The following is a 4,271-nucleotide window of genomic DNA, read 5'->3' on the forward strand; positions in this document are numbered from 1 at the left end:
GCGCGGGGTAATGGGGGTCGGGGCGGGAAAAAGCCCGTGGCGCTCGCGTCGATGACGGTCACGTCACAGGCAACGTGATGGGAACGTCGCGCAAGAACGCCCACATCAACCGATCGGATGATCGAACGTCGAGCGCAATGGCCGATACCCCCGCCCCACGCCACACGCAACGCTACGCACATGCCCATGATCGAGGTCCAGGACCTGCACAAAACCTACGGCGCCCGAAAGGCCGTCGACGGCGTATCCCTCACCGTCGAGGAGGGGGAGATCTTCGGAATCCTCGGCCCCAACGGGGCCGGCAAGACGACGACCGTCGAATGCGTCGCGGGCCTCCGGAGGCCCGACACCGGCACCGTACGGGTCGCCGGGCTCGACCCCGTGACCGCGCACCACGACGTCACCCGGCTGCTGGGCGTGCAGCTCCAGCAGAGCGAGCTGCAGCCCAAGCTCACCGTCGCCGAGGCGCTCGACCTGTACGCGTCCTTCTACTCGCGGCCCGCCGACGGCCGCGCCCTGGCCGAGCGGCTCGGCCTCACCGAACAGTTGGGGACCCGCTTCGCCAAGCTGTCCGGAGGACAGAGGCAGCGGCTGTCCGTCGCCCTCGCCCTCCTCGGCAACCCCCGCGCCGTCGTCCTCGACGAGCTCACCACGGGGCTCGACCCGCGCGGACGGCGCGACACCTGGGCCCTCGTCGAGGACATCCGGGCGGGCGGCGTGACCGTCCTGCTCGTCACCCACGTCATGGAGGAGGCGCAGCGCCTCTGCGACCGGATCGCGGTGATCGACAGGGGCCGGGTCACCGCCGTCGACACCCCCGGCGGCCTCATCGACCGCGCCGCCGCCTCCCGGACCGTCTCCTTCGCCGCCGAGACCCCCCTGGACCGGGCGGACCTGCTGGCCCTGCCGGGCGTCACGGGCGTGGTGACCCGGGACGGCCGGACCCTCGTCACCGGCACCGACGCGACCGTCGACGCCTTCGTCCAACTGCTCGCCCGCCGCGCCGTCACCGCCCGCGGCCTGCGCGTCCTCGACGCCACGCTCGACGACGCCTACCTCGACCTCACGGGAGCCGACCGCTCATGACCACCGCTACGCCCACCGCCGGCCCCGCCCGCGCCGCGACCCCCAGGACATCCGCCACCCGCGCCGTCCTCCGCACCGAGGCGCGGCTGTTCTCCCGCGAACCCGGCGCCCTGTTCTGGGTGATGGCCTCGCCCGCCGTGCTCCTGCTGATCCTCGGCATGATCCCCTCCTTCCGCGAGCACTCCGCCGACCTCGGCGGCCGCCGGGTGATCGACCTCTACGTCCCCGTCGCCGTCCTGTTCGCCCTGATCATGTCCGGCCTCCAGGCCATGCCCCCGGTCCTCGTCGGCTACCGGGAGCGCGGCATCCTGCGCCGCATGTCGACGACGCCGGTCCGCCCGTCCGCCCTCCTCACCGCCCAGCTCACCGTGCACGCCGCCGCCGCGCTCGTCTCCTCCCTGCTCGTCGTCGCCGTCGGCCGGCTCGCGTTCGGCGTGGCGCTGCCGCGCAACATCCCCGGGTACGTGCTCGCCCTGCTGCTCGCCATCGCCGGCGGGCTCGCGCTCGGCGCCGCGGTCTGCGCGGTCTCCCGCACGCAGAAGGTCGCCACCGCGGTCGGCTCCGCGGTGGCCTTCCCGACCATGTTCACGGCGGGCGTGTGGGTGCCGGTGCAGGCGATGCCGGATACGCTGCGCGAGATCGTGCAGTTCACCCCGTACGGCGCCGCCTCCCGGGCCCTCGACGCGGCCGCGGGCGGGGCCTGGCCCGACTGGGCCGCGCTCGGGATCATGGCGCTGTGGGCGGCCGTCCTCACGGGCGCGTCGGCCCGCTGGTTCCGCTGGGAGTGACGGGCCGGACGTGACAGCCGGCAGTGACAGAGGGAGAGGCATGGGGGTCGCCGAGGTGAGCGCGACAGCGACACGGGCGACGGAAGCGACGTGCGCCACCGGGCCGACGACCGTCGAGGAGCGCTGGCAGCAGATCCTCCACTGGGGGCCGTACGGGCTCCTCGGCCTCGCCACCGCCCTCGCCGCGGCCTCCGCGGACGCGGTCATGGACGGGCCGGAGACGGTGGCCGCGGGCGTGCTGACCGCCGCCGCGCTCGCCCTCCAGCTCTGGTGGACGGCCCACCAGCGCGGGCTGCCCGCCGGTGCCCCGGCGGCGGAGAGGCCGGACGGGCCCGCCGGGCCCACCCCCGCACGGGGCGCCGCCGGGCCCACCCCCGTACGGGACGGGGTGCCGGTGGAGGAACCCACCGCGCCCGTCGCCCTCGTACCCGGCGCCCCCGGCCCCGCCGCCACCCGCTACTTCCTCCTGCGCACCGCGCTCGCCTTCGCCCTCACCTGGCTCAACCCCTTCTTCGCCGTCTACGCCAGCGCCGGCTACTTCGACGCGGTCCACCTCCTGCCGCCCCGGCCGGCCCCCACGCGGGCGGCGCTGCTCGTCGTCGCCCTCACCCTGGCCGGCTCGCAGTCCGGCGGGCTCCCGCCCGACTCGGCCCTCCAGTGGGTCGTCCTCGGCGGCATGTTCGCCCTCAACGCCTTCCTCGGCGTCGGGCTCGCGCACCTCGCCACCAAGGAGACCGAGAAGGCCGCCGAGCGCGCGGCCACCATCGCGGAACTCGGGCGCGCCAACGCCCGCCTCGAACAAGCCCTCGCCGAGAACGCCGCCCTCCAGGCGCAGCTCCTCCTCCAGGCGCGCGAGGCGGGTGTCGCCGACGAGCGGCGCCGGCTTGCCGCCGAGATCCACGACACCCTCGCCCAGGGCCTCACCGGGATCGTCGCCCAGCTCCAGGCGGCCGACACCGGAACCGACCCCGAGCGGGCCCGCGTCCACCTCCGGCGCGCCGCCGACCTCGCCCGGCACAGCCTCGGCGAGGCCCGCCGCTCCGTGCAGAACCTCGGGCCGGCCGCGCTGGAGCACGACACGCTCCCCGAGGCGCTGCGCAAGACCGTCTCCGCCTGGTCCGAACGCACCGGGATCGCCGCCCGGTTCAGCGTCACCGGCACGGCGGAGCCCCTGCACGACGAGGTCGCGGCCACGCTCCTGCGCATCGCCCAGGAGGCCCTCGCCAACACGGAGCGCCACTCCGGCGCCGCCCGGGCCGGCGTCACCCTCTCCTACATGGGCGACGAGATCACCCTGGACGTACGGGACGACGGGCGCGGCTTCGACCCGCTCGCCGTGCCCGCGCGCACGGCCGGCGGCGGGTTCGGCCTCGGCGGGATGCGGGCCCGGGCCGAGCGCCTCGCCGGCGGCGTCGCCGTGGAGTCCGCACCGGGCGACGGCACGGCGATCTCCGCCCGCGTACCGTTGGTGCGCCATGACTGAGATCACCCTGCTGATCGCCGACGACCACCCCGTCGTACGGGACGGGCTGCGCGGCATGTTCGAGGCCGACCCCGGGTTCCGGGTCCTCGGCGAGGCCGCCGGCGGCGTCGAGGCGGTCGAACTCGCCCTCCGGCTCGACCCGGACGTCGTCCTGATGGACCTGCGCATGCCCGGGGGCAGCGGCGTCGACGCGATCTCCGAGCTCACCCGGCGCGGCGCCCGCGCCCGGGTGCTCGTCCTCACCACGTACGACACGGACACGGACACGCTGCCCGCGATCGAGGCCGGGGCGACCGGTTACCTCCTGAAGGACGCGCCGCGCGAGGAGCTGTTCACCGCGGTCCGCGCGGCGGCGGAGGGGCGTACGGTGCTGTCGCCGGCGGTCGCGACGCGGCTGGTCACACGGGTCCGGGCGCCTGCGGCGGCGTCCTCGCGCGCGACGGAGTCGCTGTCCGCCCGCGAGCGGGAGGTGCTGGAGCTGGTGGCGCGCGGTACGTCCAACCGCGAGATCGCGGCGGAACTCTTCATCAGCGAGGCGACGGTGAAGACGCATCTGACGCATGTCTACGCCAAGTTGGGCGCGAAGGATCGCGCGGCGGCGGTGGCGACGGCGTACGAGCGCGGCATCCTCGGCCGAGGATGACCGCGAAATTCTTCCGCGACGTCCCCTTCGGGGTGGTTGGTGCGACGGTCCCGTTGTGGGTCGTCCGTGAGGTGCGCTCTCCGGGTGGGTTGCGCGACGACCGGGGGCACGTTGCCTGTGGCGTGAGCGTCACAAGCTTTTCCCGCCCCTTCGGGGCGGGGGTTGGGTGGTGTTTGTGCGCCCGGTGGGTGCGGGGTGTCGGTGCCGCACCGGGGTACCTCCTCGGCGGCGCACGTGCACGTGGTGTGTTCGGCTTTCTCGCCGTCTCGTG

4 protein-coding genes are annotated in these 4,271 nt (G+C 74.9%); all 4 read left to right on the forward strand.

Annotated elements, in window-relative coordinates; all coding sequences use genetic code 11:
* Nucleotides 1-180 precede the first annotated feature (180 nt).
* The 4 genes from ACSNOD_RS29010 to ACSNOD_RS29025 are packed head-to-tail and all read left to right on the forward strand — an operon-like array spanning nt 181 to nt 4,000.
* Nucleotides 181-1,086 (forward strand): ABC transporter ATP-binding protein, encoded by a 906-nt coding sequence (locus tag ACSNOD_RS29010; RefSeq protein WP_436770048.1) that lies wholly within the window; start codon nt 181-183, stop codon nt 1,084-1,086.
* Complete coding sequence (locus ACSNOD_RS29015; protein WP_436770049.1) at nt 1,083-1,874, forward strand: ABC transporter permease; 792 nt, start codon at nt 1,083-1,085, stop codon at nt 1,872-1,874. The genes ACSNOD_RS29010 and ACSNOD_RS29015 overlap by 4 nt, the downstream gene beginning before the upstream one ends.
* A 40-nt stretch (nt 1,875-1,914) precedes the next feature.
* Complete coding sequence (locus ACSNOD_RS29020) at nt 1,915-3,357, forward strand: sensor histidine kinase (protein ID WP_436770050.1); 1,443 nt, start codon at nt 1,915-1,917, stop codon at nt 3,355-3,357.
* Nucleotides 3,350-4,000, forward strand: coding sequence for a response regulator (locus ACSNOD_RS29025; RefSeq protein ID WP_436770051.1), 651 nt, complete (start codon nt 3,350-3,352; stop codon nt 3,998-4,000). The genes ACSNOD_RS29020 and ACSNOD_RS29025 overlap by 8 nt, the downstream gene beginning before the upstream one ends.
* Nucleotides 4,001-4,271: the final 271 nt, after the last annotated feature.

It is taken from the genome of Streptomyces sp. URMC 123, from assembly GCF_051386515.1.
Taxonomy (GTDB): Bacteria; Actinomycetota; Actinomycetes; order Streptomycetales; family Streptomycetaceae; genus Streptomyces.

Excerpts from the sequence above, each read along its gene's own strand:
- ACSNOD_RS29010 (WP_436770048.1), top strand. The coding sequence starts at position 181 with ATGCCCATGATCGAGGTCCAGGACCTGCACAAAACCTACGGCGCCCGA.
- ACSNOD_RS29015 (WP_436770049.1), top strand. The coding sequence starts at position 1,083 with ATGACCACCGCTACGCCCACCGCCGGCCCCGCCCGCGCCGCGACCCCC.
- ACSNOD_RS29020 (WP_436770050.1), top strand. The coding sequence starts at position 1,915 with ATGGGGGTCGCCGAGGTGAGCGCGACAGCGACACGGGCGACGGAAGCG.
- ACSNOD_RS29025 (WP_436770051.1), top strand. The coding sequence starts at position 3,350 with ATGACTGAGATCACCCTGCTGATCGCCGACGACCACCCCGTCGTACGG.